This is a genomic window from Kitasatospora sp. NEAU-CNBT7 (genome assembly GCF_057220535.1).
On sequence record NZ_JBXQQB010000001.1, the window covers coordinates 300710 to 327457 of the forward strand.

A 26748-nucleotide genomic window follows, 5' to 3' on the forward strand; every position below is an offset into this window, starting at 1 on the left:
GCCCTCACCCGGCTGCTCTGTCTGTGCCATCGCTCCTCGCCCCGGGCCCTCGCTCGGCGCGCAGTCGCCCTGTCGGTTCCGTCCCTGTGCACGCTACCGCTTCACGCGGGCGGCCGGTGTCCAGCTCCTCGGCCGCCGGTCAGATTCGGTCGCCGCCGCCGGCGCCGAGGTCCAGCGTCACCGCCGGGCGCCCGGCGCCGTACGGGTCGGTGTCGGTGGTGTTGGTCTTGTCCTTGGCCGCGACGATCGCCACGATGACCACGGCCAGCACGATCACGCCCACGATCACGCCGACCACGATCAGCGCGGTCGAGCAGCCGTTGTTCGAGTTGGCCGGCCGCGGCCCGTACGGTCCGGGCTGCATCGGTCCGGGCTGCATCGGTCCCGGCTGCATGGGCATCGGACCCGTCGGCATCGGCCCCGCCGGGTGCGCCTGCTGCGGGAACGGGTGCGGGGTCTGGTACCCCGGCTGCGGGAACGGCGGCGGGGTCTGCGCCTGCTGCGGGAACGACGCGGGCGTCTGCGGGGCCTGCGGGAACGGGTGCGGGGTCTGCGGCGCCTGGTACGGCGACGGCGTCTGCGGGGCCGGCTGGTAGTGCGGCTGGACCTGCGGCGCGGGCGTCCGGATGTCCCCGGTGACCTGCGGGAAGTTGGTCATCGACGGTGCGGCGTGGACCGACCGCGGGCCCTCGCTGATCACCAGCGGGGTGCTCGCCTGCAGCGGGATGCCGCCCTTGTCGCCGCCGGAGATCCGCTCGACCTCCTCGCGCATCGCCTCCGCGGTCGGGAAGCGGTGCGCCGGGTCCTTGCGCAGGGCCCGGGCCACCAGCGCGTCGACCGCCGGCGGCACCGCGGCGTTGACGCTGGACGGGGCCGGCGGCGCCTCCTGCACGTGCTTGTACGCGATGGTGAACGCGGTGTCGCCGTCGAACGGCAGCTGCCCGGTGAGCAGCTCGAACAGCATGCAGCCGACCGAGTAGAGGTCGGCACGGGCGTCCACGCTCTTGCCGAGCGCCTGCTCCGGCGAGAGGTACTGCGGGGTGCCGACCACCATGCCGGTCTGGGTCATCGAGGTGACGCCGGACTGCAGGGCGCGGGCGATGCCGAAGTCCATCACCTTGATGACGCCCTTGGAACTGACCATCACGTTGCCGGGCTTGATGTCGCGGTGCACCAGGCCCTGGTCGTGCGAGGCCTCCAGCGCGGACAGCACCGACGCGGTGATCTTCAGGGCCTGGTCGGTGGACATCGCGCCCTGCCGGGCGACGGTGTCCTTCAGGACGTCGCCGAGCGCCTGGCCCTCGACGTACTCCATCACGATGTACGGGGTGGCCAGGCCCTCCGGGGTGACGTCCTCGCCGCTGTCGAAGACCGAGACGATGTTGGTGTGCTGGAGCCGCGCCACCGCCTGCGCCTCGCGGCGGAAGCGCTCCTTGAAGGCCGCCTGGCCGCCGAGTTCGATGTTCAGGGTCTTCACGGCGACCAGCCGGTCCAGCACCGTGTCGTGGGCCAGGTGGACGGAGGCCATGCCGCCCTGGCCGAGCAGGCGCTGGATCACATAGCGGCCGTTGCCCAGGGAGTGGCCCGCGACCGGGTTGGCGTCCTCGCTCATGGTCCCTGCTTCCCCCTCGGCGCGGCGGCGCCGCAGCCTCATGGTCTGGTCCGGATGCACCGGTCGGGCAGGCCGTGGCCCGCCGACCCCCGCCGCCGGTCGAGTCCGACGGCAGGGGCCAGGGTATCGGCTCGCGCCGACGTGATCGGGTTCAGGGGCGGGAACGTGTCCCAGCTGCTACAGAGCCGGTACAGGGCCGTCGATCAGAGGTACGGACCGGAGCGGATCCCGCGGCCGGGGGCCGGCTCCTCCGGCTCCAGGTCTCCGCCGTTCACCCCGGGCGGCAGCGCCCGCCGCATCTGCTCCAACTGTGCGCGGGCCGCCATCTGCTGGGCGAACAGCGCGGTCTGGATGCCGTGGAACAGGCCCTCCAGCCAGCCGACCAGCTGTGCCTGGGCGATCCGCAGCTCGGCCTCGGTGGGGATCGCGTCGTCGGTGAACGGCAGCGACAGCCGCTCCAGTTCCTCGACCAGCTCCGGGGCCAGCCCCAGCTCCAGCTCCTTGATCGAGCTGGCGTGGATCTCCTTCAGCCGGACCCGGCTGGCCTCGTCCAGCGGCGCGACCCGGACCTCCTCCAGCAGCTGCTTGATCATGCTGCCGATCCGCATGACCTTGGCCGGCTGCTCGACCATCTCGGTCACCGGCAGCTCGCGCGGCTCCCCCGCGTGCTCCCCGGCACCGAAGCCGGATCCGGGCACCGCGCCGATCGGCATGCCGTCCGGGCCCACGATCAGTACCTTGGGGCTGCTCGGGGAGTCGTCGTCCGACGCCTGGTAGGGCTCCTGCGGCCGTTCGTTCATCGGCTTGGTCATAGCTCCTTCATATGCTTCGTCGATCGAGCTGGTCAACGAACCGGGGCCGGCCCGCAGCGGTGCCCGCCCCGCCGCCGGACGTCCCCCGTCCCTGGCCCGGGCACTGCTCCGGGCACCCGCCGGCAGCGTTCCGATCGTCCCACACCGGGCCTCGCGCCGATCATCGGTGCCCCAATCAAGGTCGCCCGCCGCCCTGTTGACGCGGCGACGGACGCCGCTCCGGGCCCGGGTGCCACGGTCAGCCCCGGCGCATCCGCAGGCCGACCAGTCCGAGCCCGCAGCCGATCAGGGCCAGCCCGGCCCCGAGCGGGAACTGCATCCCGGCCGGGTCGCCGTGGCGGGGCGCCGCCGCCTGCGGCTGGAACTGCACCGCCGGGGCCGCCACCGGCGCGGCCGCCTGCACCGACGGCTGGTCCGGCGCGGGGACGGGGTCCTCGGCGGGCGTCGGCGCGGGCGCGGCCGGCTCGGGCGCCGCCCAGCTCCGCTGCGGGGCCCGGACCTGGTCCTCGGCGCCGTGACCGGCTCCCGGGAGCTGCCCGGCCACCGGGCCGTCCGCGGGCACGTACGCCGGGGCCGGGGCAGGGTGGTGCCGGTCGGCCGGATCGGCCGGGGCCGGGGGCTGCGGCTCGCCCTCCGGCGGCAGGCCGGGGCGGTGGTCGGCCGGGTGGTCCGGCGGCGGGCCCTCGGCGGCGGTCGGGGTCACCGAGGCCGCGGGGACCGGCGAGGCCGGGCCGGGGTGCTCCGCGGGCGGCGACGGCGCGGGGCCGGTCGCCGCCGCCGGGCTCCGGTCGGGAGCCTGCGGTGCGGCCGAGGGCGCGGCGGACGGCTGCGGGGCGGAGCGCTGCGGCCGGACCGGCGGGCAGCTGGCCTGCACCGGCGTGGCCCGGCCCGGCGGCTCGGCGGCGAACGCGGCGGGCAGCGCGGCCGCGGGCACGGCGACCGGCCCGGCCGCCAGGGCCGGGCCCGCCAGCAGCACCGGCAGCACCAGGCCGGTCCCGGTCAGCACGGCACCGCGGCGCACGGCGGCGGGAAGGCCGGAGCGGAAGGTCGAGAGCACGTACGCAAGCGCGGCCATGGGAAGCAGGTCCTTCCGACGGCCGACCGCAGCGGGGCGCGATCGGCGGCGGACAGCTCCGCACCAGCCTCACACAAACCGACAATCCGGGCATTTCGGCAGGCTGGGCGCTCGGGACCACCCAGCCCGCCCGCCGCCGGGCCACCGCCCGCGCCGCTCAGACCTGCAGCACCACCTTGCCCACCTGCTCGCCGGCCTCCAGCACCCGGTGCGCGGCGGCCGCCTCCGCCATCGGCAGCACCCGGTCCACCACCGGACGCACCACGCCCGCCTCGACCAGCGGCCAGACGTGCTCGCGCACCGCCGCCACGATCGCCGCCTTCTCCGCCAGCGGCCGCGGACGCAGCGAGGTGGCCGCGACCGCGGCCCGCTTGGCCAGCAGGGTGGCCAGGTTCAGCTCCCCCTGCACCCCGCCCTGCAGACCGATGATCACCAGGCGGCCGCTGACCGCCAGCGCGTCCACGTTCCGCTGCAGGTACTTGGCGCCCATGATGTCCAGGATCACGTCGGCGCCGGCCCCGCCGGTGGCCTCCCGGACCGCCGCCACGAAGTCCTGCTCCCGGTAGTTGATGCCGACGTCCGCGCCCAGTTCGGCGCAGCGCTCCAGTTTCCCGGCGCTGCCGGCCGTCACCAGGACCCGGGCGCCGACCGCCTTGGACAGCTGGATCGCCATCGTGCCGATGCCGCTGCCACCGCCGTGCAGCAGCACCGTCTCGGTGGGCCGCAGGTGGGCCACCATGAACACGTTCGACCAGACCGTGGCGGCCGCCTCGGGCAGCGACGCCGCCTCCACCAGGGTCAGGCCCTTCGGTACCGGGAGCAGCTGCCCGGCGGGCACCGCCACCCGCTGCGCGTAGCCGCCGCCGGTCAGCAGGGCGCAGACCTCGTCACCGACGGCCCAGCCGGCGACGCCGGGGCCCAGCTCGACGATCCGGCCCGAGCACTCCAGTCCCGGGTAGGGCGAACTGCCCGCCGGCGGGTCGTAGAAGCCCTGACGCTGCAGCAGATCGGCCCGGTTGACGGCGCCGGCCGCGACCTCGACCAGCACCTCTCCGGCGGCGGGCACCGGATCGGGCACCTCCGTCCAGGTCAGCACCTCGGGTCCGCCGGACTGGGGAATCGTGATGGCTCGCATGGCGCCACGCTACGCGCGCGGCACGGCCCATGTCCGGTCGGCCCGCTGGCGGGTGACGGGGGGACGGCTGCGACACTCCGCACCCGAGCACCGGTTCGCGGCCCGCCGGACCCCATGCTTGTCCCTGTGCCGAACACCGAACCCAGCACCGGGGCCCGCGGCCGGCTGCCGCGGCCCGGGTACCCCCGGCGGCCGACCCGGCAGCCGGACGGCGGACCGGACGTCGACACCGCGCAGCGCGTCCTGCTGCCGACCCGCACCCCCACCCCGCCGATCCGCCAGGTCGCCCTGCGGCTGCTGATGGCGATCGCCGTGCTGGCCGTCACCACCCTGGTGGTCTGGCTCGACCGCAGCGGCTACAGCGACAACTCGGACGGCCCGCTGGACCTGCTCGACTGCGCCTACTACGCCACCGTCACCCTCTCCACCACCGGCTACGGCGACATCACCCCGGTCAGCGACGCCGCCCGGCTGACCAACATCCTGGTGATCACTCCGCTGCGGGTGGTCTTCCTGATCATCCTGGTCGGCACCACCCTGGAGGTGCTCACCGAACGCAGCCGCCACCAGTGGCGGATCGAACGCTGGAGGTCGAGCGTGCGCGAGCACACCGTCGTGATCGGGTACGGCACCAAGGGCCGCAGCGCCGTGGACACCCTGCTCGGCCAGGGCGTGCCGAAGGAGTCGATCGTGGTGGTCGACCCGCAGCGCAAGGTGGTCGAGCAGGCCTCGCTGCACGGGCTGACCGGGGTGGTCGGCGACGCCACCCGCACCGAGACCCTGCTCCGGGCACAACTCCCGCTGGCCGCCCAGGTGGTGGTCACCCCGGAACGCGACGACACCGCGGCACTGATCACCCTGACCATCCGCCAGCTCACCAAGAGCGCCACCGTGGTCGCCGCCGTCCGCGAGGACGAGAACGCCCCGCTGCTGCGGCACAGCGGCGCCGACGTGGTGGTCACCAGCTCCAGTTCGGCCGGCCGGCTGCTCGGCATGTCAACCCTCAGCCCGCACGCCGGATCGGTCATGGAGGACCTGCTCACCTACGGCAACGGCCTGGACGTGTTCGAACGCCCGGTCACCAAGGCCGAGGCGGGCCGCAGCCCGCGCGAGTGCGCCGACCTGGTGGTCGCCGTGGTGCGCGGGCGCCGGGTGCTCAACTACACCGAGCCGGAGGCCGCCACCCTGAAGTCGACCGACCGGGTCATCGTGATCGCCCCCGCCCGGCCCTGAGCCGCCCCCGCCGGTCGGCCCGTTCACGGCACCGGCAGCAGCTCCACCCGGCCGCCCGCGGCCACCCCGCCGGGCACCACCACCGCCAGCGCCTCGGCCAGCGCCAGCCCGCGCAGCATCGCGGGCCCGTCGAAGGCCAGCGCGGCCACGCCCTCGTCGGTCCGCACCACGGGCAGCAGCCGGGTGTCCCGCGGGTGGCCCGGCAGATCGACCGCGGCCCGTTCGACCCGGTGGGCGGGGACCGGCCGCCCGCTCAGGGTGTCCAGCAGCGGGAGGGCCAGCGTCACGGCGCCGGCCACCGCGGCCAGCGGGTTGCCCGGCAGCCCGACCAGGTGGCGGCCGTCCGGCAGCGCCGCCAGCAGCATCGGGTGCCCGGGCCGGACCGCCACGCCGTCCACCAGCAGCCGGGCCCCGGCCTCCGCGAGCGCGGGGTGCAGGAAGTCGACCGGGCCGGCGGCGGTGCCGCCGGTCGTCACCACCACGTCGGCGGGCGAACGCCGCACCGCGTCGCGCAGCAGCGCGAAGTCGTCCCGGATCTGCCGGCGCGCGATGAGCTCGGCGCCCGCCGAGGCCAGCCAGGGCGTCAGCAGCGGGCCCAGCGCGTCCCGGACCAGTCCCGGCCCCGGCAGCCCGGAGTCCAGCAGCTCGTCGCCGAGCACCAGCAGTTCGACGGTGGGGCGCCGGTGCACGGTGAGCCGGTCGTGGCCGGCCGCGGCCGCGAGTCCCAGCACCGCCGGGGTCACCACCCGGCCGGCCGGCAGCAGCTCCTCGCCCCGGCGGCACTCCTGGCCGCGCGGCCGCACGTCCTGGCCGGGGGCCGGGGTGGTGGCGTACAGCCGCCCGCGCTCCAGCCGGCCGTGCTCGCGCCGCACCACCCCGGTGGCGCCCGCGGGCAGCTGCGCGCCGGTGGCGATCGCCACCGCGGTGCCGTCCGCCAGCGCCACCGCGGCGGCGGGCCCGGCCAGCACCCGGCCGGCCGCCTGCCACGGGCCCGGCCCGGCCACGGCCCAGCCGTCCATCGCGGAGGTGTCGAAGGCCGGCAGGTCGGTGAGTGCGGCCAGCGGCTCGGCGAGGGTGTGCCCGAGTCCCGCCGCCAGGTCGACGGCGCGCGCCGGCAGCGCCCGCCCGGCCGCCAGCCGGGCCGTCCGCCGCGCCCTCGGCCACGGGCAGTCCCGCAGGATCTCCGCGTCGGCGGCGCCCGCCCGGCCCTGCTCGGTGAGCGCGGTCACGGCCGGCCCCCGGCGACCCGGCGCACCGCGGACAGGTCGGTGCTGCCGACCCGGCCCCCGGCGCCCCGATGGCCGGCGCCCCGGCGCGCGGCCGGCCCGGTCAGCCCGTGTGCGGCCCGTCCGGCCGGGCCGGGCAGCCCCGGCCGGGCGGCCTGCGGGCCGTCGCCCGGCCCGGTACCGGCCCCGGCGATCCAGTCATCCAGCGTGCGCTCCATAGCCCCATGCTGCCCGATCCGGGCGGCCCTGCCGCGCCGGGGCGGTGACGTTTGCGGGTCGGCCGGCTCACCCGCCCGGGCCGCCCGCCGTGAGGGCCTCCCGCTGCCGGGCCACCGCCAGCTCCTCCCAGGTGTCGCAGTCGTACGCGACCCGGTCCGGGTCGGCCAGCCGGACGGTGCGCAGCGGCGCCAGCAGCCGGCGCAGCGGGCGGCCGGCGGGGTCGCCCAGCCCGGCCAGGGCGCGGCGCAGCGCCGCCGTCCGGTACGCGGCGGTCAGCGGCTGCTCCCGGCCGGCCGCGTCGACCAGAAGCGCGGCCTCGGCGCGGGGGCGCTCCCCGGCCGGGCCGTCCGGCGCGGGGTCGTCCAGGGCGGTGAGCAGGCGCTCCAGCGTGCGGCGGTCCAGGAACGGCAGGTCGGCGGCGAGCAGCAGCACCCGGCCGGCGGTGACCTGCGCCAGCCCGGCGGCCACGGCCGCCACCGGCCCGCCGCCCGGCGGCTCCTCCCGGGCCCACCGCACCCCCGCGGTGGCCCGCTGCGGGCCGACCACCACGATCCGGTCCGCCCCCTCGCACGCCGCCACCACCCGGTCCAGCAGACTGCGGCCGCCGACCGTCAGCCCCGGCTTGTCGGCCCCGCCCAGCCGGGCCGCCGCGCCGCCGGCCAGCACCACCGCGTCGTACCCGGCCCCGGGCCCGGGAGCCCCGTCCCCAGTCGTCATGGGCCCAGTATCGTCCGCCCGCGGCCTGCCCGGCGGGGCCCCGGGCCGGGCTCACGGCGCCGGGCTCACAGGGCCGGTCTCACGGGTCCTCGACGATCTCCGCGTCGACGATCCCGTCCTGGTCCGGCTCGTGCTCGTGCGGTTCCAGCCGCCGCAGCTCGGCCGTCCGGGGCGCGGTGGCCGCCGCCGCGCCGAGCTCCAGCATCACGGGCAGCGTCAGCCCGCCGTACCGCTCGTTGACGGCGGCGGCCAGTGCCTCTGCGTCGTGCGGGTGCGCGGCGAGCGCCAGGTCGAAGTCGCGCAGGTAACCGGCGGTGAAGCCGAGCACCCGCTGCGCGTCGTCGTCCTGGCCGGGCGCCCGGTGCCCGGCCACCACCCGGACCGCGCCCAGTTCGGCGATCCGGTCCAGGTTCGCCACCCACCGGGCCCGCTGGCCGGGGTCGGTGTCGGCGGTCCAGACGTGGGTGCCGTTGTAGGCGAAGTCACCGGCGATCACCGTGCCGATGCTGGGGACGTGCACCGCGGTGGAGCCGTCGCAGTCGCCCTGGCCGAGCGGCAGCACCCTGATCAGCTGGCGGTCGATCATCAGCGGCTGCGGCAGCAAAGGGGCCGGGACCAGCGGCTGGTCCGGGATGTCGGCGCCGTACACCGGCTTCCACTGGGCGACCTTGGCGGCCGCGGTGTGCGCGATGCCCGCCACCACCGGCGGGGCGGCCAGCAGCTGCGCGGACGGGAACAGCCGCAGCACCTCCTCCGCCCCGAAGTAGTGGTCCGGGTGCTGGTGGGTCACCACGATCGCCAGCAGCTGGCGGTTCTTGCCGGCCACCCACTCGGCCAGCTCGCGGCCCGCGGTCCGGGTGAGCTGCGCGTCGACCAGGATGGCGGAGCGCTCGCCCATGATCAGGCTGGAGGTGGCGAAGAAGGCGGTCTCCGGACCGGTGAAGACCTCGACCTCGAGCAGCCGGACCGGTGGCTGTCCCTGGTCCGCTCGGCCCGGTCCGGCGGTCCCCTCGGGCGGTGACGGCGTCACTTCGGCTCCCTGGTCGGCGCGGCGGGCCCGCGCGGCCCCGTGCGCTACCAGCTTGGGAGGAAGCCGCCGGGAATGCCGGTTAGGCGCGCCCGGGCGGGTGGGTCCCGGCACCGGGCCACCCGCCACCACGCGTACGCCTGGCTGGGCTAGAGTCTGACGCTCACCGGCCCAGCAGGCGCGGTGACCGGCCGAGCGGCTGGAACAGGCTCCGGCAGAGGACGGATCAGGGACAGCACCATGGACAGGCTCCGCAACTCGGTCCGCCCCTACGCCTGGGGATCGGCCACCGCCATTCCCGACCTGCTCGGCCAGGAGCCCACCGGTGAGCCGCAGGCCGAGCTCTGGATGGGTGCCCACCCCGGCGCGCCGTCGCTGGTCGACCGCGGTGACGGCCCCCGTCCGCTGACCGAGGTGATCGCCGCCGACCCGGCCGGCGAACTCGGCGCCGCGGCGGTCGCCAAGTTCGGCCCCACCCTGCCGTTCCTCTTCAAGGTGCTGGCCGCCGGCATCCCGCTGTCCATGCAGGCGCACCCCACGCTCGCCCAGGCCCGGGCCGGTTTCGCCGACGAGGAGCGCCGCGGGATCCCGCTGGACGCCCCCGAGCGGAACTACCGGGACGCCAACCACAAGCCCGAACTCATCTGCGCCCTGGACGAGTTCGAAGGGCTCTGCGGCTTCCGCCGGCCCACCGAGGCGGCCGACCTGCTGGCCTCGCTGGGCGTCCCCGGGCTGGACCCGCTGATCGAGACCCTGCGTGGCAAGCCCGAGGCCGAGGCCCTGAGCAGCACCCTCGCCACCATCCTGACCATGACCGGCGCCACCGCCGACGCCTTGGTCGCGGACGTCGCCGACGCCGTCACGGCCGCCGCCGCGCAGGACCCCGGCGGCGCCATGGCCGGGTACGCCTTCGCCGCCCGCAACCACCCCGGCGACACCGGTCTGCTGGCCGCGCTGCTGCTCAACCACGTCGTGCTGCGGCCCGGCGAGGCGCTGTACCTGGGGGCCGGCGTCCCGCACGCCTACCTGCGCGGCACCGGCGTCGAGCTGATGGCCAACTCCGACAACGTGCTCCGCTGCGGCCTCACCCCCAAGCACGTGGACGTGCCGGAGCTGCTGCGGGTGGTCGAGTTCCGGGCCGAACGGCCGCAGATCCTGAGCCCCGGGCCCGGCCCCGACGGCGAGCGCCACTACCCCGTGCCGATCGACGAGTTCCGCTTCTCCCGCTACACCCTCGACGCCGAACCCCGGCGGCTGGACGGACGCGCCCCGCAGATCCTGCTGTGCACCTCCGGCGCCGCCCGCCTGACCGCGGCCGACGGCACGGTCCTCACCCTCGCCCGGGGCGAGTCCGCCTTCCTCCCCGCCACCGGCACGGACACCGAGCTGACCGGCCCCGGCGCGGAGGTCTTCCGCGCCACCGTCACCCTCTGAGCCGCCGCCACCCTCTGATCCGCCGTCACCCTCCGGGCCACCGCCCCGCCCCGACCCTGCGGGTGCGCCTGCCCGGGACCGGCGATCCCAGGCTGAGGACGTCTCTCCTGCCTCCCGCACGCCGGTGACAGTCTCGACGACGTCACCAGGAAGCACCCAGGGAGAAGGAGCGCACCGATGCGCGCAGTCCTCGTCACCACGTTCGGCGGGCCGGAGCAGGCCCGGATCGCGCGGACCGACCTGCCGGTCCCCGGTCCCGGCCAGATCCGGATCCGCAACGAAGCGCTCGCCGTCCACCCCGCCGACCTGGCCGTCCGGGCCGGCCACCTCGCCGCACTACTGCCCGAGCAGAGCGCCTACCGGCTCGGCTGGGACACCGCCGGGGTGGTCGACGCGGTCGGTGCGGGCGTCGAGAGCGTCCGGCCGGGCGACCGGGTGATCGGGCTGGTCCACTGGTTCGCCACCCGCAACGGCACCCACGGCGACCAGGCGGTCCTGCCCGCCGACGCGGTCGCCCCCGCCCCGGCCGGGCTGACCGCCGCCGAGGCCGTGACCCTGCCGCTCAACGGGCTCACCGCGCTCCAGGCGCTCGACACCGCCGCCGACACCATCGGCCTGCACGAGGGCGGCACCCTGCTGGTCACCGGCGCGGCCGGCGGCGTCGGGAACTTCGCCACCCAGCTCGCCCTGCACCGCGGCCTGCGGGTGATCGCCGTCGCCCGGGCCGGCGACCGCGACCACCTGCTCGCACTCGGGGCCGAGTTCGTCGAGGCCGCGCAGGACGACGCCGACACCGTGGCGGCCGTCCGGGCGCTGGTCCCCGCAGGCGTCGACGCGGTCCTCGACACCGCGCTCACCGGCGCACCGCTGCTCGCCGCCGTCCGTGCCGACGGCCTGTTCCTCGCCGTCCGCCCGCCGGCCGCGCCCGCGCCCGAGCGCGGCATCCGGGTGCACGTGGTGGACGTCCGCCCGGACGGCGGCGGGCTCGCCGAACTCGCCGGGCTCGCCGAGGGCGGGGCCCTCACCACCAGGATCGCCGCCGCCTACCCGCTCGACCAGGTCGCGGCCGCCCACGCCCACGCGGCCCGGGCCGGCGTCCGGGGCGCCGTCGTCCTCACGGTCTGACCCCGTCGCGGGGCCGGTCCTGGGCCGCCGGTCGGCCACGGGTCAGGTGACGTCCCGGGTCATGTCGACGAAGCGGGAGTAGTGGCCCTGGAAGGCGACCGTGATGGTGGCGGTGGGGCCGTTACGGTGCTTGGCGACGATCAGGTCGGCCTCGCCCGCGCGGGGGGACTCCTTCTCGTAGGCGTCCTCGCGGTGCAGCAGGATGACCATGTCGGCGTCCTGCTCGATCGAGCCGGATTCACGCAGGTCGGAGACCATCGGCTTCTTGTCGGTGCGCTGCTCGGGACCACGGTTCAGCTGGGAGAGCGCGATCACCGGGAGCTCGAGCTCCTTGGCCAGCAGCTTCAGGTTCCGGGACATGTCGGAGACCTCCTGCTGCCGGCTCTCGGCCCGCCGCGAGCCGCCGGACTGCATCAGCTGGAGGTAGTCGATGACCACCAGCTTCAGGTCCTGGCGCTGCTTGAGCCGGCGGCACTTGGCGCGGATCTCCATCATCGACAGGTTCGGCGAATCGTCGATGTACAGCGGCGCGTTGGTGACGTCCGGCATCCGGCGGGCGACCCTGGTCCAGTCCTCGTCGGTCATGTTGCCGGAGCGCATGTGGTGCAGCGCGACCCGGGCCTCGGCCGACAGCAGGCGCATGGCGATCTCGTTGCGCCCCATTTCGAGCGAGAAGATCACGCTCGGCAGGTTGTTGTGGATCGAGCAGGCCCGCGCGAAGTCCAGCGCCAGGGTGGACTTACCCATCGCGGGCCGGGCCGCGATGACGATCATCTGGCCCGGGTGCAGCCCGTTGGTCAGCGAGTCGAGGTCGGCGAAGCCGGTCGGTACGCCGGACATCTGGCCGGCCCGGGAGCCGATCGCCTCGATCTCGTCGAGGGCGCCCTCCATGATGTCGGCGAGCGGGGCGTAGTCCTCGTTGGTGCGCTGCTCGGTGACGGCGTAGATCTCGGCCTGGGCCGCGTTCACGATCTCGTCGACGTCGCCCTCGGCGGCGTAGCCCATGCCCGCGATCCGGGTGCCCGCCTCCACCAGGCGCCGCAGTACGGCACGCTCGTGGACGATCTCCGCGTAGTACTCGGCGTTGGCCGCGGTGGGGACGGAGTTGACCAGCGTGTGCAGGTAGCCGGGGCCGCCGACCCGGGTGAGCTCACCGCGCTTGGTGAGCTCACCGGCCACGGTGATCGGGTCGGCGGGCTCGCCCCGGGCGTAGAGGTCGAGGATGGCGCCGTGGATCAGTTCGTGGGCCGGCCGGTAGTAGTCGGCCGGCTTGAGCACCTCGACCACGTCGGCGATGGCGTCCTTGGACAGCAGCATGCCGCCGAGGACGGACTGCTCGGCAGCCAGGTCCTGCGGGGGCACCCGCTCGAAGCCGTCGCCGCCGGCGGGGCGCTCCTCGGTGCGGTCGGCCTCGTCGCGGCCCCGGCGGGCCGGGTCGCCGCCCTTGCCGCCCTTACCGCCCTGGAAGCCCCCCCGGGAGCCGCCCTGGGTGCCGGGCGCGCCGCCGCCGTCCCGGCGCTGCCGGGAGACCGGCAGGCGGTCGCCGGGGACGTCGGGGAAGGGGTCGCCGGGGAAGGCGTCGTCGGAGGGCTGCCAGTCGTCCTCCGGCGGCGGCGGCACGTCGTGGTCGTCGTACTGGGGGCCGGTCACGCGTCTTCCCCGATCAGCGAGTGTGGAGCGAGTTGGTGCAGCCGTGCCGGTGGCGCGTCCTGTCCTTCTTACGCCAGCGGGCCGACACTTCCGCTCCGGGCCGGGCGGTGTCGCCGGGCAGGTGGAGTCGGGGCGGCGTCCACGCTACGGGGCCCGGGGGCGATCGGCCAACATGGTTATCCACAGGCCATGTGGATAACCGGACGGCTCCTGTGGAGAACCCGCCCAAACCTGTGGGCAACCCTGTGGACACCTCTGTGGATAACCACACCATCGCCCCGGTGTCAACTCGCTGACCTGCGATAACCCCTTACGGGGGCTGTGCATGAGAAAAACTTCACACACACCGCGAAGTCGCCGCGGAGGTGACCGTCCACACCGTCCGCAGCTCGTCCGCCCGGATTTCAAGTAAGTGGCCAAGGCCATATTCATCACTTACCTGTGGATGAGTAGGCTGACCCCCATGACCACCCCCACCGCCCACCGTCGCGGGCACGACCGCGAGATCCTCGCGCTGGCGGTCCCCGCGTTCGGCGCGCTGGTCGCCGAGCCGCTCTTCCTGCTGGCCGACTCCGCGATCGTCGGCCACCTCGGCACCGCCCAGCTGGCCGGTCTCGGCGTGGCCTCGGCCGCGCTGACCACCGCGACCGGGGTCTTCGTGTTCCTCGCGTACGCCACCACCGCGGCGGTCGCCCGGCGGATCGGCGCCGGCGACCGCCGGGCCGCCGTCCAGCAGGGCATCGACGGCATCTGGCTGGCCCTGCTGCTCTCGGTGGGCATGGTGGCGCTCACCCTGGCACTGGCCCCGCAGGCCGCCGAGGCGCTGGGGGCCTCGCCGACCGCCGCCCCGTACGCGGTGAGCTACCTACGGATCAGCGCCCTGGGCATCCCGGCGATGCTGATGGTGCTGGCGGCCACCGGGGTGCTGCGGGGACTGCAGGACACCAGGACCCCGCTGGTGGTGGCGGTCGGCGGGTTCGGCGCCAACATCCTGCTCAACCTCGGGCTGGTGTACGGCGCCGGGCTCGGGGTGGCGGGCTCGGCCTGGGGCACCGTGCTCGCGCAGAACGCGATGGCCGCCGCCTACCTGCTGGTGGTGGTCCGCGGTGCCCGCCGCGAGGGCGCCGGACTGCGGCCCGACCGGGCCGGCATCCGGGCCTGCGCCAGGGCGGGCGGCCCGCTGCTGGTCAGGACCGTGAGCCTGCGCGGCGTGCTGCTGATCGCCACCGCGGTGGCCGCGACGCTGGGCGACACCGAGGTCGCCGCGCACCAGATCGCCATGACGGTGTGGACCTTCCTGGCCTTCGCCCTGGACGCCATCGCCATCGCCGGCCAGGCGATCATCGGCCGCCACCTGGGCGCCGGGGACGTCCCCGGGACCAGGGCGGCCACCCGCAGGATGGTCGAGTGGGGCATCGGCTCGGGAGCGCTGCTCGGACTGCTGATGGCCGTGGCCGCACCGCTGTACGTGCCGCTGTTCACCGCCGACCCGGCGGTCCGCCACCAGCTGACCCTGGTGCTGGTGCTGGCGGCGCTCACCCAGCCGGTCGGGGGCGTGGTCTTCGTCCTGGACGGGGTGCTGATGGGCGCCGGGGACGGCCGCTACCTGGCCGGCGCGGCGGCGGCGACCCTCGCGGTGTTCGCCCCGGTGGCCCTGGCGGTACCGGTCCTGGGCGGCGGGCTGACCTCGCTGTGGTGGGCGATGAACCTGTTCATGCTGGTCCGCGCCGCCTTCCTGGTGCTGCGGGTGCGCGGTGGCGGCTGGCTGGTCACCGGGGCCGTCCGGGCCTGACGCCCGCCGCGCGGCTGCGCGGCCGGCCGCGGACGCACCGAGGGCCGGACCCCTCCTCGGAGGGGTCCGGCCCTCGGGCTGCGGTGGCGGCGGCTCCGAGGAGCCGCCGCTCACCGCGTCAGCGCTTTGCCGTTCAGGCAGCCACGACGTTGACGTCGAGGTTGGCCTGGACGTCGCTGTGCAGCTTGACCGAGACCTTGTGGGTGCCCACGGTCTTGATCGGCGAGGCGATCGCGACGGCGCGCTTGTCCACGACCGGGCCGTCGGCGGCCTTGATGGCGTCGACGACGTCGGCCTGGGTCACCGAGCCGAACAGACGGCCGGCGTCGCCCGAGCGGACGGCCAGCTTGATCTGCAGGCCCTCGAGCTTGGCCTTGACCTCGTTGGCGGCCTCGAGGGTCTGGATCGAGTGGATCTTGCGGGCGCGACGGATCGCGTCGACGTCCTTCTGGCCACCCTTGGTCCAGCGGATGGCGAAGCCACGCGGAACCAGGAAGTTACGGGCGTACCCGTCCTTGACCTCGACGACCTCGCCGGCGCTGCCGAGACCGGGGACCTCGTGAGTGAGGATGATCTTCATTCTTCGGTCACCCTCTCTTAGCGCGTGGTGGAGGTGTAGGGCAGCAGCGCCATCTCACGGCTGTTCTTCACGGCCGTGGCGACGTCACGCTGGTGCTGGGTGCAGTTGCCGGTCACTCGACGGGCACGGATCTTCCCGCGGTCGGAAATGAACTTCCGCAGCAGGTTGGTGTCCTTGTAGTCGACGTACGTGACCTTGTCCTTGCAGAAGACGCAAACCTTCTTCTTCGGCTTGCGAGCAGGCGGCTTCGCCATCATGTGCTCCATTTGGTTGACGGTCCGGGTGCCTGCAAAAACACCGGCGGACCGCACGAAATCTCTCAGCATGCCTGGGCCCCGAGGGACCCGGCGCGCACCGCTTCAGTACCGCTTAGAACGGAGGCTCTTCCGAGAAGCCGCCACCGGACGGGGCTCCCCAGCCGCCACCGCCGCCGCCCTGGTTACCACCAGAGGGAGCGCTGGACGCCCAGGGGTCGTCGGACGGGCCGGACTGGCCGCCGCCGGAGTTTCCACCCCAGCCACCGCCACCCTGGTTGCCGCCGCCGTACCCGCCGCCGCCCTGCTGGCCGCCGTAGCCGCCGCCGGAACCACCCTGACCGCCGGGGCCGCCGGAGCGGTTGGCGCGGGTGACCTTGGCGGTGGCCGAGCGCAGGCTCGGGCCGACCTCGTCGACCTCGACCTCGAAGACCGTCCGCTTCTCGCCTTCCTTGGTCTCGTAAGACCGCTGGCGCAGTCGGCCCTGCACGATCACGCGCATGCCGCGCTGCAGCGACTCGGCCACGTTCTCCGCCGGCTGACGCCAGACGTTGCACGTGAGGAAGAGGCTCTCGCCGTCCTTCCACTCGTTCGTCTGACGGTCGAAGGTGCGCGGGGTGGACGCGATACGGAACTTCGCGACCGCCGCACCCGACGGGGTGAAGCGCAGCTCGGGGTCGTCGACGAGATTGCCGACGAGGGTGATGACGGTCTCGCCTGCCATGGTGTGGTGACCTCTCGGAACGGAGTTCTGCGGTGCTCGTCACGATGTTTCACGTGAAACATCGGACGTGAACCATCTGGCGCCCGGAGGCGTCAGAGGTGGCTCAGTGGGTGTCCGGGCGCAGGACCTTGGTCCGCAGAACCGACTCGCTCAGGCTCAGCTGACGGTCGAGCTCCTTGACGACCTCAGGCGTGGCCTTCAGGTCGATGACCGAGTAGATGCCCTCGGACTGCTTGTTGATCTCGTAAGCCAGACGGCGCCGGCCCCAGGTGTCGACCTTCTCCACCTTGCCGCCCGCGGTGCGGACGACGTTGAGGAAGTTCTCGATCAGGGGGGAGACGGCACGCTCCTCGACCGAGGGGTCGAGGATGACCATCAGCTCGTAGTGACGCATGTGAAACCCACCTCCTTTGGACTCAACGGCCACGGTCTCTCCGTGGCAGGAGGGTTGTGCAGCGTCGGCACCGGAGTAGTGACCGACCGCCCCACCGTAGCGAGGGGGTCCGACAATCCGGCCCCTCATCCCCGCGAACGGGCATGAAAGGGCACAACTACACCAGTGCAGACCGCACAGCCTACCTGGCCCCGGACGGCCCAACCAAACGCCCACCTCCGGGGGACCGGGCACACAGGGGTTGTGATCCGCGCCATACGGCAGCAATCTGGACAGAACGGCATGCCCCCACCGAGGGCGTGCCTCCTCCGACGGAGGTGGGTCCTCATGGCACAGACCGGTCACCGGATGCCCGCGTTCACCCTCAACACCGACGGCCAGCCGCACCCGCGGGAGAACACCCTGGTCGGCATCGCCGCCGTGCTCGGCCTGGTGGCGTTCATCAGCTGCTGGTTCTACAGCGTGCACCTGCTCAGCTCCTGGGCCGGCCTGTTCGGCATCGCCGTCGCCCTGTGGGGCCAGTTCGTCTCGGTGACCACGGCCGAGCGGTTCGTCCTGGTCATCTCGCTCGGCATGTCGGCGATCGGCTTCTACCTGGGCATCGCCCACGGCGGCATGTGGTGAGGCGCGCGCCGGCCGCCGAGCTCCGATCCACCGGCTGACTCGGCGCCGGCGCCGTAACCTTCGTTGCCCTCCTTGCGTAGATACCTTGCAGAGGTCCGCAAGGAGGGCCGCGTCGTGTCCGACGCACCCCACCAGAAACGGACCATTCGGGCGATAGGGTCAAACCCTGGAACGGCCCACCGAGGAGGAGCACCCGAGTATGAGCCTGCGCCTGAGGACCATCACCCGCGAGGAGCACCTCGCCTTCGTCCGGAACCGGCCCTCCGCCAGCCACATGCAGGTACCGTCCTGGGCCGACGTGAAGGCGGAGTGGCGCTCCGAGAGCCTCGGCTGGTTCGACGAGGGCGGCGAGCTGGTCGGCGCGGGGCTGGTGCTCTACCGGCAGCTGCCCAAGCTCAAGCGCTACCTGGCCTACCTGCCCGAGGGGCCGGTGATCGACTGGTTCGACGAGGACCTGGACCGGTGGCTGCAGCCGATGCTGGCCCACCTCAAGTCGCAGGGCGCGTTCTCGGTGAAGATGGGCCCGCCGGTGGTGATCCGCCGCTGGGACGCCCCGACCATCAAGGAGGCGATCGCCGGCCGGGAGGCCAAGCGGCTGCGCGACGTCGACCCGGACTGGTACGAGCCGCGCGCCTTCGAGGTGGCCGACCGGCTGCGCAAGGCCGGCTGGCTGCAGGGCGAGGACGGCGGCGCGGGCTTCGGCGACGTCCAGCCCCGCTACGTGTTCCAGGTGCCGCTGGCCAACCGCTCGCTGGACGACGTCCAGCGCGGCTTCAACCAGCTCTGGCGGCGCAACATCAAGAAGGCCGAGAAGAGCGGCGTCGAGGTGGTCCAGGGCGGCTACGACGACCTGGCGGTGTTCCACCGGCTGTACCTGGTCACCGCCGAGCGGGACCACTTCACCCCGCGTCCGCTGGCCTACTTCCAGCGGATGTGGAAGGCGCTGAGCGCCGAGGACCCGGACCGGATGCGGCTGTACATCGCGTACCACGAGGGCGAGCCGCTGGCCGCGACCACCATGCTGACCGTCGGCGAGCACGTCTGGTACTCCTACGGCGCCTCCGCCAACCACAAGCGCGAGGTCAAGCCGTCCAACGCGATCCAGTGGCGGATGATCCGCGACGCCTACGCGCTCGGCGGCAGCCTCTACGACCTGCGCGGGATCAGCGACACGCTGGACGAGGACGACTACCTGTTCGGGCTGATCCAGTTCAAGCTGGGCACCGGCGGCCAGGCCGCCGAGTACCTGGGTGAGTGGGACTTCCCGCTGAACAAGCTGCTGCACAAGGCGCTGGACCTCTACATGTCCCGGCGCTGACGTGCCGCTCGGCTGACCGACCACCGAACCACCCGGGGAGCACGAATGAGCCTCACGTTGTCCGTGGAGACCGCCCGCTGGCGGGCGCACCAGCAGTCCGTCCTGGCCGAGTTCCCCGGCCTGGTGCCGGTCGCCAAGGGCAACGGGTACGGCCTCGGGAACGTCCGGCTCGCCGAGGAGGCGGCCCGGCTGGGGGTCCCGCTGCTCGCGGTCGGCACCGGGGCGGAGGCGGACGCGGTGGCCGGGGCCTTCCCGGGCGACCTGCTGGTGCTCACCCCGCTGCGGGCCGGCGAGCCGGAGGCCGGCCCGCACGGCCGGACGGTCCGCACCGTCTCGCACCCGGAGGTGCTGACCGCGCTGCCGGACGGCTCCCGGGTGGTGGTGGAGTGCATGACCTCCATGCGCCGGCACGGCATCGCCCCGGCCGACCTGGGCCGCCTCGCGCTGGACGGGCGGGTGCTGGAGGGCTTCGCGCTGCACCTTCCGCTCGACCGCCCGGACGGCTCCGACCCGGTGGCCGAGGTCGCCGCCTGGGTGGGCGCGATCACCGCGGCGGGGCTGCCGACCGCCTCGGTCTTCCTCAGCCACCTGGCCTCGGCGGACGTGACCCGGCTGCGGCGGCAGTTCCCGGACACCGCCTTCCGCTCCCGGATCGGCACCCGGCTGTGGCTCGGCGACGTCGACGCGCTGCAGGCGGTGGCGACCGTGCTGGACGTGACCCCGGTCGGCCGCGGCGAGCGGTACGGCTACCGCCAGCACCGGGCCCCCTCCGACGGCCACCTGCTGGTGGTCACCGGCGGCACCGCGCACGGGGTCGGGCTGGAAGCGCCCAAGTACGTCCACGGCGTGGTGCCGCGGGCCAAGGGACTGGCCCGGGCCGGCCTGGCGACGGTCAACCGGACGCTGTCGCCGTACGCCTGGGACGGACGGCAGCTGTGGTTCGCGGAACCGCCGCACATGCAGGTGTCGATCCTGTTCCTGCCGTCCGACCACAAGCCCCCGGCGATCGGGGACGAGCTGGCCCTGAACGTCCGTCACACCACGACCCACTTCGACCGGGTCGCCGACCGCTGAACCGCTGACGGCCGGCCGGGCCGCCCTGGTCGGGCAAGGGGTGTGCCGGCGCCGCTCAGGGGGTGTCGGCCGGCTTCCCCGGGTGTCCCGCCGGGCCGCCGGCCGGGGTCAGCCAGTCCGGCTCGCCCTCGGGGGCGAACTGCGCGTACGTCTCCTCCTCGCGCAGCCGCCGGGCGGTACCGAGGACGAAGGCGTCGGAGGTGAAGTCCAGCACGCCGCCGGACGGGTCGTCGCTGCCGTCCCAGCGGACCGGGTCGCGGTCCGGGTGGAGGATGTCGCGGACCACCATGAAGCACAGGTAGAGCGTGCCGGCCAGGTGCAGCACGATCGCCACGTGGTACCAGTCCTGGCCGATGCCGTGCTGCTTGGCGTCGCCGATGAAGGCCAGGTACGACCAGACGCCGAGGAAGTACAGCGCCTCGCAGGCCTGCCAGATCAGGAAGTCGCGCCAGCGCGGGCGGGCCAGCGCGGCCAGCGGGATCAGCCAGAGCACGTACTGCGGCGAGTAGACCTTGTTGGTCAGCACGAAGGCGGCGACCACCAGGAAGGCCAGCTGCGCGAAGCGCGGGCGCCTGGGCGCGGACAGCGCCAGCCAGCCGACGCCGAGGCAGCAGGCCACCAGCAGCGCGCCGATCCAGGTGTTGAGGGTGGACAGCTGCTGGTTGCGGTCCTGCATGAGGATCAGCCAGAACGAGCCGAAGTCCTCCTTGCGGGTCTGGCTGAAGGTGTAGAAGGTCGCCCAGCCGTCCCGGTTGGCGATGATGATCGGCAGGTTGACCAGCAGCCAGGCGCCGGCCGCCCCGGCCAGGGCCTGCCCGAACGCCCGCCAGCGGCCGGCCCGCCAGCAGAGCACCAGCAGCGGGCCGAGCAGCAGGACCGGGTAGAGCTTGGCCGCGGTGGCCAGGCCGATGAAGACACCGGCCCAGCCGGGGCGGGAGTTGGCCCAGTAGGCCATCGCGACCGCGGTGAGCGCGACCGCCAGCAGGTCCCAGTTGATGGTGGCGTCCAGCGCCAGGCACGGGGCCAGCGCGAACAGCAGCGCGTCCCAGGGCCGGCGGCGGTGGGTCCGCGAGACCGCGACCACCGCGATCACCACGCAGATCAGCAGCATCGCCGCGTTGACCGTCCAGAACCACTGCTCGCGGTGCTCCAGCGTGCCGTCCGGCGTGGTCAGCCAGGCCGCGACCTGCATGAACAGGCCGGTGAGCACCGGGTACTCCAGGTACTGCATGTCCGGTGACGGCGAGGGCAGCTTGTCCAGGTAGGGGTGCAGCCCCTGGTCGAAGCCGCGGCCCGAGTACAGGTGCGGGATGTCGCTGTAGCAGGCGTGGGTGTACTGGGCGGTCGCGCCGTGGAACCAGCCGCCGTCGTAGCACGGCAGCTTCTGGACCATCCCGAGCAGGTAGACGGCGATCACGACCAGGGCCAGGAAGCGGGCCGGGATCCACCAGGAGGTGCCGAGCAGCGCCCGGCGCCCGGGCGGGCCGCCGAGCAGTTCGCTGCCGGCGGCCGACACCGGATCCTCGTCCGCGGGGACGACCACGGTGTTGGGCTGCGGGCCCTCGGCCGCGGCCGGGGCGGGGGCGGGCCCGGCGGTCTCGTCAGGCGTGCTCGACGTCATGGCGGACATACTGCCGCACCAACGGCCCCACGAGGAGACTGCCCTCCCAACACGCCGCGGCCGGACGGCAGAACGCCGGCGGCCCCGGGAACGGGACCGCCGGCGTTCAGCTGTGCCGGTGGGGCGGATCAGGGAATCGGCGCCCCGCTCGGCGAACCGCTCGTCGAGGGCGAGGACGACGGCGACTTGGTACCGGTCGGCTTCCCGGTCCGGGTCGGGCCGGTCGACGGGCAGAGCGGCCCGAGCAGGCAGGACGGACCCGGGTCCGGCGCGGTCGCGCTCGCCGACGGGCTGGTCGACGGCGCCGCGGTCGGGCCGGGCTGGACCTCGGTCGGGGCCGGCGCGGACGGCGAGTCGCTCGCCGAGGCCGAGGCGGAGGGCGAGGCCGGCGCGCCGGAGGAGTCGACCTCCTCGCCGATCGGCTCGGGGTTCGGGAAGTCCATCTTGGGCTGGCCGTTGAGGGCCGCCTTCATGTACCGGGTGAAGATGTCGGTCGGGAAGTCACCACCGTGCACGGACTCGTGCCCGGCGGTGCCGTTGAGCGACAGCAGCTTCGCGGTACCGGGCTCCTCACGCCACATGCCGACCGCGGTGGTCAGCTGCGGGGTGTAGCCGACCCACCAGGCCGAGGTGCCGGCGTCGGTGGTACCGGTCTTGCCGGCCACCGGGCGGCCGAGCGCGTTGGTCTTGCTACCGGTACCGGCCTTGGCCACGTTCTCCAGCACGTCGGTGACGTTGTCCGCGACCGCCTGGTCGAGCACCGCCTTGGGCGTCGACTTGGTGAAGGTCGGCACCGCCGCACCGTTGTAGGTCAGCTTGCTCACCGAGTACGGCTCGGCCTGCTGGCCGCGGGCGGCGAACACCGAGTAGGCGGTCGCCATCCGGATCGAGCTCGGCGTCGAGGTGCCCAGCGGGTAGGTCAGGGTGGAGTTGGCCGCCAGGCTCTCCTTGCGCAGGCCCAGCTTGAGCGCCGTCTCCTCGACGGCCTTGCCGCCGACGTCCTGGCCGAGCTGGACGAACGGCACGTTGTACGAGTACTGCATCGCCGTCTTGAGCGAGACGTAGCCCGGCGTGCCGCGGCTGTCGTTGCGCTGGTGGTACGGCTTGCCGTCGTCGCCGATGGCGGGCGATCCGTCGGCCTTGTGGATCTCCGAGTTGTCGTCCGCCAGGTACTTGGAGGCCGCGTTGATCCGCTTGGGCTTGCCCTGGTCGTCGGTCTCGGTCAGCACGCCGGTCTGCATCGCGGTGGCCAGCACGAACGGCTTGAAGGTCGAGCCGACCGGGATACCGGTGGAGTCCGCGTTGTTGGAGTAGTGCCCGTTCTCGATGCCGGGACCGCCGTACAGCGCCACGATCGCGCCGTCGCCCGGCCGCACCGAGGCGGCGCCGACCTGGACGAACTTGTCCGCCTCCCGCTTGTCCGGCTTCAGCGTCTCGGCCTGGACGTCGTCGACGGCCTTCTTCAGCTGCTCCACCTTGTCCTTCTCGAAGGTGGTGTAGATCTGGTAGCCGCCCTGGTCGATCTTCTGCTGGGTGATCGACGGGTCCTTGCTGGTCAGGTACTTGTTGACGGTGTCGACCAGGTAGTAGACCTCACCGTTCATGTTGGCCGGCGCCTTGCGGGCGATCGGCTCCGGGAAGGTCTTGCCGCAGGCGTCGCTGTCGGCCTGGCTGAGCTTCTTGGTGGCCACCATCCGGGACAGGATCCAGGTCCAGCGCTCCTGCATGTTCTTGCGGTTGCCGTCGCTCAGCGTCGGGTCGTAGACCGCGGCGCCCTTGAGCAGGGCGGCCAGCATCGCGCCCTGGCAGACGTTCACGTCCTTGGCGTCGATCCCGTAGTAGGCCTGCGAGGCGGCCTGGATACCGGTCGCACTGCGGCCGTACCAGCTGGTGTTCAGGTAGCCGGTGAGGATGTCGTCCTTGGAGAGCTTGCCGTTGATCTTCAGGGTGATGAAGAACTCCTTGACCTTGCGGGTCAGGGTCTGGTCCTGGCTCAGGTAGGCGTTCTTCACGTACTGCTGAGTGATGGTCGAGCCGCCCTGGGTCTCACCGCCGGTGGCCATCTTGTAGACGGCGCGGGCGATGCCCTTGGGGTCCACGCCGCTGTCGTCGCGGAAGGACTCGTTCTCGGCCGCGATCACCGCGTCCTGCGCCGGGCGGCTTATGTTGGCGAGCTCGACGATCTGGCGGTTGGTGGTGCCCTTGCGGGTCATCTCCGAGCCGTCGGCCCAGTAGTAGATGTTGTTCTGATCGTGCACCAGCTTGTTGACGTCGGGGATCGGCGTCATCTGGTAGGCGACGCCGATGGTGGCGACACCGCCGCCGAAGAAGATCAGGAAGAGGCTCAGCACCAGCTTCCAGGACGGCACCCAGCGGCGGAACCCGCTCTTGCCGAACCGGGGGTAGTCGATGAACCGCTTCTTCCCGGGCTTGCCGGGACCGCCCTTGTCACCGCGGCCGGCCGGTCCGCCGCCCTTCGCCCCCTGCCTGCGCATCTCGGCGCGGGTCAGCCGGGGCTGCTGAGCGGTCTCCCGGGCACCGCGCCGGATGCCCTCGGAACGCAGCTCGTCGGAGCCCTGGTCCGGCCCGCCGCCGGGACGGTACCGGGGCGCGCCCTGGGCCGGGCCGCCCTGCCCGTACGGGCGTTGGCCGTCCGGCCGACGGCCCGGAGGCTGCTCCCCGTCGCCCGGGTTGGACGACCTCCGCCGGTGTTCGCTCATCGTTCAGCAACTCCTCGGTCAGGCCCTGCGGACCTGAAGGCAGGGTTCTCCGGTGCCGAGACCACCGTGCCCCCTGGAGCTGGTGGTTCCTCGGGGGCGGTCCTCGTGCACACGCGACAGCGTACGCACCTCTGAAACCGTACTAATCGGGCATCAGCCGTCAATAGCCTCAAAAAGTCGTCAGATCATTACATGCCCGTTGCCCAGGACCCCTCGCGCGTGCTCGACGCAGGGGGTCCGGTCCACCCTCCGGTCACCTTGTGATCACCTTCACGCGTGGCCCCCTTGCTCGTTCCGTGACCCAGGTTTACTGTTCTCGATATATCGAGCCGATACATCGGGACGGCATAAGCCACCCCGGCGTGCGGCCGCCACGACTGCGGGGAAGGAGGCGGGCAGGGTGAGCAGGCGCTCCGGAGTGCTGGAATTCGCCGTTCTCGGCCTGCTGCACGACGCCCCGATGCACGGGTACGAGCTGCGCAAGCGGCTCAACGTCCTGCTCGGCTCGTTCCGCGCCTTCTCCTACGGCACGCTCTACCCCTGCCTGAAGAGCCTGGTCGCCCAGGGCTTCCTGGTCGAGGACAACCCGGACTCCGAGTACGTCCCGGCCACCGCGCTCAACGGCAAGCGGTCGAAGATCGTCTACCGGCTCTCCCCGGAGGGCAAGGAGCGCTTCGAGCAGCTGCTCGCCGAGTCCGGACCGGACGCTTGGGAGGACGAGCACTTCGGTGTGCACTTCGCCTTCTTCGGCCGGACCGACAAGGCCGTGCGGATGCGCGTGCTGGAGGGCCGCCGCAGCCGGCTGGAGGAGCGGCTGGAGCGGATGCGCAGCTCCATCGCCCGGACCCGCGAGCGCTTCGACGACTACACGCTGGAACTCCAGCGGCACGGTCTCGAATCGGTCGAGCGCGAGGTCCGCTGGCTGAACGAGCTGATCGAGACCGAGCGGGCCAACCGCGGTGTGCGCAGCGGACCGCTCGGCACCCCACAGACTTCGGACGGCCGTGGCCAGGAGGCCGGGTCCTCGGACCCGCCGAGGCCACCGCACGACCGCCCGGGGCGTTCCTGACCGGAACGCTGCACCGCCCGCGCCCGGCGCAGGCGGTAGGTGAGGGCGCCTCGTGCGCCCGTCTGACAAGTAAGACAGTCATACAGATGTTGAACGCGAGAACCGCTGATCCACGGCGGATCTCATGAGATCTCAGGGAGCAACCGGAATGGGTTCGGTTCGCGTAGCCATCGTCGGCGTGGGCAACTGCGCCGCCTCGCTGGTGCAGGGTGTCGAGTACTACAAGGACGCCGACCCGGCCGGCAAGGTCCCCGGGCTGATGCACGTGCAGTTCGGCGACTACCACGTCAAGGACGTGAACTTCGTCGCCGCGTTCGACGTCGACGCCAAGAAGGTCGGCTTCGACCTGGCCGACGCCATCGGCAACAGCGAGAACAACACCATCAAGATCTGCGACGTGCCGCCGACCGGCGTCACCGTCCAGCGCGGCCACACCCTCGACGGCCTGGGCAAGTACTACCGGGAGACCATCGAGGAGTCCGACGAGACCCCGGTCGACGTCGTCCAGATCCTCAAGGACCGCCAGGTCGACGTCCTCGTCTGCTACCTGCCGGTCGGCTCCGAGGACGCCGCCAAGTTCTACGCCCAGTGCGCCATCGACGCCAAGGTCGCCTTCGTGAACGCCCTCCCGGTGTTCATCGCCGGCACCAAGGAGTGGGCGGACAAGTTCACCGAGGCCGGTGTGCCGATCGTCGGTGACGACATCAAGTCGCAGGTCGGCGCCACCATCACGCACCGCGTGATGGCGAAGCTCTTCGAGGACCGCGGTGTCATCCTCGAGCGCACCATGCAGCTGAACGTCGGCGGCAACATGGACTTCAAGAACATGCTCGAGCGCGAGCGCCTGGAGTCCAAGAAGATCTCCAAGACCCAGGCCGTCACCTCGCAGATCCGCGACCGTGAGCTGGGCGCCAAGAACGTCCACATCGGCCCGTCCGACTACGTCGCGTGGCTCGACGACCGCAAGTGGGCGTACGTCCGCCTCGAGGGCCGCGCGTTCGGCGACGTCCCGCTGAACCTGGAGTACAAGCTCGAGGTCTGGGACTCCCCGAACTCGGCCGGTGTCATCATCGACGCCGTGCGCGCCGCGAAGATCGCCAAGGACCGCGGCATCGGCGGCCCGATCCTCTCCGCGTCCTCGTACTTCATGAAGTCCCCGCCGGTCCAGTACTTCGACGACGAGGCCCGCGAGAACGTCGAGAAGTTCATCAAGGGCGAGGTCGAGCGCTGAGCCGACGGCTCCGCGGAAGGCCCGGCGCTGTCTCAGCGCCAGCGCACTTCGACGCTCTGTGACCCGAGGGGGTCCCGGTCCA

General features: G+C 73.2%; 24 protein-coding genes. 9 read left to right on the forward strand and 15 right to left on the reverse strand.

All coding sequences use genetic code 11. The annotated features are described in order from the left end of the window. Positions 1-139 precede the first annotated feature (139 nt). The 4 genes from AC2TEW_RS01375 to AC2TEW_RS01390 form a co-directional block, all read right to left on the reverse strand. Positions 140-1612: a protein kinase domain-containing protein gene (locus tag AC2TEW_RS01375; RefSeq protein ID WP_484621394.1), complete on the reverse strand. Its 1473-nt coding sequence runs from the start codon at positions 1610-1612 to the stop codon at positions 140-142. A 203-nt stretch (positions 1613-1815) separates the two neighbouring features. Then, complete coding sequence (locus AC2TEW_RS01380) at positions 1816-2424, reverse strand: bacterial proteasome activator family protein (RefSeq protein WP_484621395.1); 609 nt, start codon at positions 2422-2424, stop codon at positions 1816-1818. Positions 2425-2662: 238 nt separating this feature from the next. Continuing rightward, positions 2663-3499 carry a hypothetical protein gene (locus tag AC2TEW_RS01385; RefSeq protein ID WP_484621396.1) on the reverse strand — a complete coding sequence of 279 codons (837 nt, stop codon included), beginning with the start codon at positions 3497-3499 and terminating at the stop codon, positions 2663-2665. A gap of 157 nt (positions 3500-3656) precedes the next feature. Beyond that, the gene (locus AC2TEW_RS01390; RefSeq protein ID WP_484621397.1) at positions 3657-4634 is read right to left on the reverse strand and encodes an NAD(P)H-quinone oxidoreductase; all 978 of its coding nucleotides are present in this window, start codon (positions 4632-4634) and stop codon (positions 3657-3659) included. 165 nt (positions 4635-4799) lie between these two features. Here AC2TEW_RS01390 and AC2TEW_RS01395 point away from each other — a divergent pair, with 165 nt between their 5' ends. Further along, entirely contained in the window at positions 4800-5867 is a 1068-nt protein-coding gene (locus AC2TEW_RS01395) for a potassium channel family protein (protein WP_484621628.1), read from the forward strand. A gap of 23 nt (positions 5868-5890) precedes the next feature. Here AC2TEW_RS01395 and AC2TEW_RS01400 read toward each other — a convergent pair whose 3' ends face one another. The 4 genes from AC2TEW_RS01400 to AC2TEW_RS01415 all read right to left on the reverse strand — a co-directional run bounded on the left by AC2TEW_RS01400 (position 5891) and on the right by AC2TEW_RS01415 (position 9059). Continuing rightward, positions 5891-7096, reverse strand: a complete 1206-nt coding sequence (locus AC2TEW_RS01400) for a molybdopterin molybdotransferase MoeA (RefSeq protein WP_484621398.1) — start codon at positions 7094-7096, stop codon at positions 5891-5893. Further along, positions 7093-7311, reverse strand: coding sequence for a hypothetical protein (locus tag AC2TEW_RS01405; protein WP_484621399.1), 219 nt, complete (start codon positions 7309-7311; stop codon positions 7093-7095). Before AC2TEW_RS01405 ends, AC2TEW_RS01400 begins: the two co-directional genes overlap by 4 nt. Before the next feature lie 67 nt (positions 7312-7378). Further along, on the reverse strand, positions 7379-8029 hold the full coding sequence (gene mobA / locus AC2TEW_RS01410; RefSeq protein WP_484621400.1) for a molybdenum cofactor guanylyltransferase: 651 nt from the start codon (positions 8027-8029) through the stop codon (positions 7379-7381). A gap of 79 nt (positions 8030-8108) precedes the next feature. Next, positions 8109-9059, reverse strand: a complete 951-nt coding sequence (locus AC2TEW_RS01415) for an MBL fold metallo-hydrolase (RefSeq protein WP_484621401.1) — start codon at positions 9057-9059, stop codon at positions 8109-8111. Positions 9060-9296: 237 nt separating this feature from the next. Between AC2TEW_RS01415 and manA the strand changes: the two genes are divergently transcribed. Together manA and AC2TEW_RS01425 are read left to right on the forward strand one after the other, a co-directional pair. Further along, the gene (gene manA / locus AC2TEW_RS01420) at positions 9297-10490 is read left to right on the forward strand and encodes a mannose-6-phosphate isomerase, class I (RefSeq protein WP_484621402.1); all 1194 of its coding nucleotides are present in this window, start codon (positions 9297-9299) and stop codon (positions 10488-10490) included. Between the two features lie 177 nt (positions 10491-10667). Then, on the forward strand, positions 10668-11615 hold the full coding sequence (locus AC2TEW_RS01425) for an NADP-dependent oxidoreductase (protein ID WP_484621403.1): 948 nt from the start codon (positions 10668-10670) through the stop codon (positions 11613-11615). Positions 11616-11657: 42 nt separating this feature from the next. Here AC2TEW_RS01425 and dnaB read toward each other — a convergent pair whose 3' ends face one another. Next, complete coding sequence (dnaB, locus tag AC2TEW_RS01430) at positions 11658-13151, reverse strand: replicative DNA helicase (protein WP_484621629.1); 1494 nt, start codon at positions 13149-13151, stop codon at positions 11658-11660. A gap of 577 nt (positions 13152-13728) precedes the next feature. On the opposite strand from dnaB, the gene AC2TEW_RS01435 reads away from it, so the two are divergent. Further along, positions 13729-15057 (forward strand): MATE family efflux transporter, encoded by a 1329-nt coding sequence (locus AC2TEW_RS01435; RefSeq protein WP_484621404.1) that lies wholly within the window; start codon positions 13729-13731, stop codon positions 15055-15057. Positions 15058-15190: 133 nt separating this feature from the next. On the opposite strand, the gene rplI is transcribed toward AC2TEW_RS01435, so the two are convergent. From rplI to rpsF, 4 genes are all read right to left on the reverse strand, one after another. Next, positions 15191-15637 carry a 50S ribosomal protein L9 gene (gene rplI, locus AC2TEW_RS01440; protein WP_033821232.1) on the reverse strand — a complete coding sequence of 149 codons (447 nt, stop codon included), beginning with the start codon at positions 15635-15637 and terminating at the stop codon, positions 15191-15193. Between the two features lie 17 nt (positions 15638-15654). Further along, positions 15655-15891, reverse strand: a complete 237-nt coding sequence (gene rpsR / locus AC2TEW_RS01445; RefSeq protein WP_033821237.1) for a 30S ribosomal protein S18 — start codon at positions 15889-15891, stop codon at positions 15655-15657. Positions 15892-16006: 115 nt separating this feature from the next. Further along, positions 16007-16615: a single-stranded DNA-binding protein gene (locus tag AC2TEW_RS01450; RefSeq protein WP_484621405.1), complete on the reverse strand. Its 609-nt coding sequence runs from the start codon at positions 16613-16615 to the stop codon at positions 16007-16009. Positions 16616-16718: 103 nt separating this feature from the next. Beyond that, entirely contained in the window at positions 16719-17009 is a 291-nt protein-coding gene (gene rpsF, locus AC2TEW_RS01455) for a 30S ribosomal protein S6 (RefSeq protein WP_371498281.1), read from the reverse strand. A gap of 327 nt (positions 17010-17336) precedes the next feature. On the opposite strand from rpsF, the gene AC2TEW_RS01460 reads away from it, so the two are divergent. From AC2TEW_RS01460 to AC2TEW_RS01470, 3 genes are all read left to right on the forward strand, one after another. Then, on the forward strand, positions 17337-17633 hold the full coding sequence (locus tag AC2TEW_RS01460; protein ID WP_033821229.1) for a hypothetical protein: 297 nt from the start codon (positions 17337-17339) through the stop codon (positions 17631-17633). A gap of 199 nt (positions 17634-17832) precedes the next feature. Continuing rightward, positions 17833-18951 carry a lipid II:glycine glycyltransferase FemX gene (locus AC2TEW_RS01465; RefSeq protein ID WP_484621406.1) on the forward strand — a complete coding sequence of 373 codons (1119 nt, stop codon included), beginning with the start codon at positions 17833-17835 and terminating at the stop codon, positions 18949-18951. A 45-nt stretch (positions 18952-18996) separates the two neighbouring features. Beyond that, complete coding sequence (locus AC2TEW_RS01470) at positions 18997-20025, forward strand: alanine racemase (protein ID WP_484621407.1); 1029 nt, start codon at positions 18997-18999, stop codon at positions 20023-20025. 55 nt (positions 20026-20080) lie between these two features. Here the strand turns inward: AC2TEW_RS01470 and AC2TEW_RS01475 are convergent, their stop codons facing one another. Then, the gene (locus AC2TEW_RS01475) at positions 20081-21646 is read right to left on the reverse strand and encodes a glycosyltransferase family 87 protein (RefSeq protein WP_484621408.1); all 1566 of its coding nucleotides are present in this window, start codon (positions 21644-21646) and stop codon (positions 20081-20083) included. A gap of 128 nt (positions 21647-21774) precedes the next feature. Continuing rightward, positions 21775-24366: a transglycosylase domain-containing protein gene (locus AC2TEW_RS01480; protein WP_484621409.1), complete on the reverse strand. Its 2592-nt coding sequence runs from the start codon at positions 24364-24366 to the stop codon at positions 21775-21777. A gap of 400 nt (positions 24367-24766) precedes the next feature. On the opposite strand from AC2TEW_RS01480, the gene AC2TEW_RS01485 reads away from it, so the two are divergent. Together AC2TEW_RS01485 and AC2TEW_RS01490 are read left to right on the forward strand one after the other, a co-directional pair. Next, complete coding sequence (locus AC2TEW_RS01485; RefSeq protein ID WP_484621410.1) at positions 24767-25435, forward strand: PadR family transcriptional regulator; 669 nt, start codon at positions 24767-24769, stop codon at positions 25433-25435. A gap of 148 nt (positions 25436-25583) precedes the next feature. Then, entirely contained in the window at positions 25584-26666 is a 1083-nt protein-coding gene (locus tag AC2TEW_RS01490) for an inositol-3-phosphate synthase (protein WP_484621411.1), read from the forward strand. The last annotated feature ends 82 nt before the right edge of the window (positions 26667-26748 follow it).

Excerpts from the sequence above, each read along its gene's own strand:
- AC2TEW_RS01425 (WP_484621403.1), top strand. The coding sequence starts at position 10,668 with ATGCGCGCAGTCCTCGTCACCACGTTCGGCGGGCCGGAGCAGGCCCGG.
- AC2TEW_RS01385 (WP_484621396.1), bottom strand. The coding sequence starts at position 3,499 with ATGGCCGCGCTTGCGTACGTGCTCTCGACCTTCCGCTCCGGCCTTCCC.
- mobA (WP_484621400.1), bottom strand. The coding sequence starts at position 8,029 with ATGACGACTGGGGACGGGGCTCCCGGGCCCGGGGCCGGGTACGACGCG.
- AC2TEW_RS01380 (WP_484621395.1), bottom strand. The coding sequence starts at position 2,424 with ATGACCAAGCCGATGAACGAACGGCCGCAGGAGCCCTACCAGGCGTCG.
- AC2TEW_RS01450 (WP_484621405.1), bottom strand. The coding sequence starts at position 16,615 with ATGGCAGGCGAGACCGTCATCACCCTCGTCGGCAATCTCGTCGACGAC.
- AC2TEW_RS01460 (WP_033821229.1), top strand. The coding sequence starts at position 17,337 with ATGGCACAGACCGGTCACCGGATGCCCGCGTTCACCCTCAACACCGAC.
- AC2TEW_RS01480 (WP_484621409.1), bottom strand. The coding sequence starts at position 24,366 with ATGAGCGAACACCGGCGGAGGTCGTCCAACCCGGGCGACGGGGAGCAG.
- AC2TEW_RS01465 (WP_484621406.1), top strand. The coding sequence starts at position 17,833 with ATGAGCCTGCGCCTGAGGACCATCACCCGCGAGGAGCACCTCGCCTTC.
- AC2TEW_RS01435 (WP_484621404.1), top strand. The coding sequence starts at position 13,729 with ATGACCACCCCCACCGCCCACCGTCGCGGGCACGACCGCGAGATCCTC.
- manA (WP_484621402.1), top strand. The coding sequence starts at position 9,297 with ATGGACAGGCTCCGCAACTCGGTCCGCCCCTACGCCTGGGGATCGGCC.
- rpsF (WP_371498281.1), bottom strand. The coding sequence starts at position 17,009 with ATGCGTCACTACGAGCTGATGGTCATCCTCGACCCCTCGGTCGAGGAG.
- rpsR (WP_033821237.1), bottom strand. The coding sequence starts at position 15,891 with ATGGCGAAGCCGCCTGCTCGCAAGCCGAAGAAGAAGGTTTGCGTCTTC.
- rplI (WP_033821232.1), bottom strand. The coding sequence starts at position 15,637 with ATGAAGATCATCCTCACTCACGAGGTCCCCGGTCTCGGCAGCGCCGGC.
- AC2TEW_RS01375 (WP_484621394.1), bottom strand. The coding sequence starts at position 1,612 with ATGAGCGAGGACGCCAACCCGGTCGCGGGCCACTCCCTGGGCAACGGC.
- AC2TEW_RS01475 (WP_484621408.1), bottom strand. The coding sequence starts at position 21,646 with ATGACGTCGAGCACGCCTGACGAGACCGCCGGGCCCGCCCCCGCCCCG.
- AC2TEW_RS01470 (WP_484621407.1), top strand. The coding sequence starts at position 18,997 with ATGAGCCTCACGTTGTCCGTGGAGACCGCCCGCTGGCGGGCGCACCAG.
- AC2TEW_RS01490 (WP_484621411.1), top strand. The coding sequence starts at position 25,584 with ATGGGTTCGGTTCGCGTAGCCATCGTCGGCGTGGGCAACTGCGCCGCC.
- AC2TEW_RS01390 (WP_484621397.1), bottom strand. The coding sequence starts at position 4,634 with ATGCGAGCCATCACGATTCCCCAGTCCGGCGGACCCGAGGTGCTGACC.
- AC2TEW_RS01405 (WP_484621399.1), bottom strand. The coding sequence starts at position 7,311 with ATGGAGCGCACGCTGGATGACTGGATCGCCGGGGCCGGTACCGGGCCG.